General features: G+C 42.7%; 1 protein-coding gene and 1 pseudogene. Both read left to right on the plus strand.

Annotated features, from left to right (window positions below; translation table 11 throughout):
* A pseudogene (locus tag VLN09_RS06910) lies at positions 1-905 on the plus strand (RNA-guided endonuclease InsQ/TnpB family protein); the annotation flags it as partial.
* 317 nt (positions 906-1,222) lie between these two features.
* The gene (locus tag VLN09_RS06915; RefSeq protein WP_325244968.1) at positions 1,223-2,170 is read left to right on the plus strand and encodes a hypothetical protein; all 948 of its coding nucleotides are present in this window, start codon (positions 1,223-1,225) and stop codon (positions 2,168-2,170) included.
* Positions 2,171-2,305: the final 135 nt, after the last annotated feature.

The raw sequence follows: 2,305 nt of genomic DNA on the forward strand, positions 1-2,305 counted from the left end.
AGCCAAACCTTACAAGCCATCGCTGAAACCCATGCCAAAGCTCGTAAACAATTCAAAAAAGCCAAACTAAAATGGCGTACCAATAATCCTAAATCAAGTCGTAAAAACCTTGGTTGGATTCCGTTTAAAAAGTCAGCAATAAAATATCTAGGTGTCAAAAAGGCAGGGGTAAAGAGCCTTAAATCTACTATTCAGTTCAGTCTGGCTAAAGGTCAAAAACTCACTATAGACCTATGGGACAGCTACAATCTAGCCCTCTATGCCATTAATACCTGTGAGTTGGTGCAAGATAGTCGCGGTCATTGGTATGCCTGTGTGACCGTTAAAGAATTTCCGAATACCAAGTGCGGCCTTGGACAGGTTGGTATTGATTTGGGTTGTAAAGATGCAGCAGTGAGTAGTGATGGTGATAAATTACAAACCAAAATCACGCATCAATATGCTGAAAAACTGGCAATATCGCAACGTGCTAAGAATAAAAAGCGTACTCGTGCTATTAACGCCAAAATTAAAAACACCCGTAAAGATTTAATTCATAAATTTACCAATAAATTAGTCAAAGCCAACAATCTAATCGTTGTTGGAAAGATAAAATCAAAATCATTCACTTCAAGCAAACTTGCCAAATCCGTCTATGACGCTGGTTGGTTTGAAATAAAGCGGCAACTGGATTACAAATGCGCGAACGCAGGTTGCCACTATATTGAAGTGAATGAAGCGTACACAACCCAAACTTGCTCGTGTTGCGGCTCACGCCAAGACAGTCCGAAAGGTAGAACAGGTCTTGGTATAAGAATATGGTTCTGTCGTTCTTGTAAAACGACCCATCAACGAGACGTTAATGGAGCAAAAAACATACTCGCGGTCGGGCTTGACCGTCTTTAGTAGGAATCCCCTCACTTTAGGGAGGGAAGGAAGTCAATAGAAGCTTCTGGGTTGCTTTTGGCGATTATATAAACTTGTATTAACATCTTAATATTTATCTAGGTGAATAATCTTTTGTAGCGTTTTTGCAACCAAAGCCAGATTTTGGACACAATGTTGAGCGTTATTTGTATATCGACAGGCTACATGGATGACCATTACATGCAAACAACGTATAATAATGTGATTTTCAAATCTATCGCAATGCCGGTTTCGGTTAGATTTGAGTATTATATTTTAAATGTTGAATACTGTCCGTGGGCGGCGGTACGAATCAGCGAATTGGAGCAAAAGAGATATGAGCGTAGCAAATAAAAATGTGAGCAAATGGTATAAAGTTGCTGGTATCGGCATGATATGTGGTTTAGCGCTTGCTGGTTGTGATCGCTCAGAAAAGGATGAAGCTGCTGATACGACAGAAGTGACCGATCAAGAAGTACAGGTCAGTGAAAATGCGGCTGCCACAGCAGTGAGCTGTGACGACCCTATGGTACAAGACCGTCTCAAATCCGCTTTAAAAAATACGCTCAATCAACAAGCGCAGACCTTAGCGGTAAGTTATGCCAATGAGGCAGAGATTAGTCTAAGCAGTGGTGTAATTTCTACTAAAGCTGACGGTATCATCATTGATGTACAAAATGCTGCCGTATTGCAAGAGACCAATGAAAACGGTTTAACCACTTGTCAGGCGAGCGTGAGCATGACCTTGCCAAGTGAAGACTTATATCAAGCGAGCCAATTGCAAGCCGCGAACAATCAGCCAAGTTTGCAATCGCGCTTAGCCAATGACAGTATTCGTATCAATAACAACATGCTTATCGATGATGCTTTCACCTATGTCGTTGGTACGCAAGGTGGTCAAGTACGTGCACGTATCGCAGGACAGCCAGCATTATTGACAGTGGTATCAGAAGTGGTCGCCAGCTCAACGCTCCAGTCAGCAATGGAAGAGCAGCGTGCCCAACGTGCTACTCAGCAACCTGAACGCCGCCGTGAACCAGCGCAGAATACACAGAGCAATAATAATACCAGCCAGCCAAGAGCGGTAACGCCAGCTGCGCCTGTGCGCCCAGCACAACCTGCTACACCACCGACTGTGAATCAAAGTAACCAGAGTAGTAGTAATCAAAGCAGCCAGTCAGAAGCAACGCCTAAAGCACCGGTAGCGCCAGAGGCACCAAAAGCGACGCCTAAAGATGAAAGCATCGATATGGTCATTATTGAAGATAAAGAAGCGACTTATTAATAATTCCACTGCTTCTTAATTAAAAAAGTATATTTAGTTATGGAAAAACGCCCGCAATCTCATAGATTCGGGCGTTTTGTATTGTAGATAACATTACGTAGTTACTAGGTATAGCTGCTAGACATGGCTACTAGC

The sequence above is a fragment of the Psychrobacter sp. genome (genome assembly GCF_035469765.1).
Classification (GTDB): Bacteria; Pseudomonadota; Gammaproteobacteria; order Pseudomonadales; family Moraxellaceae; genus Psychrobacter.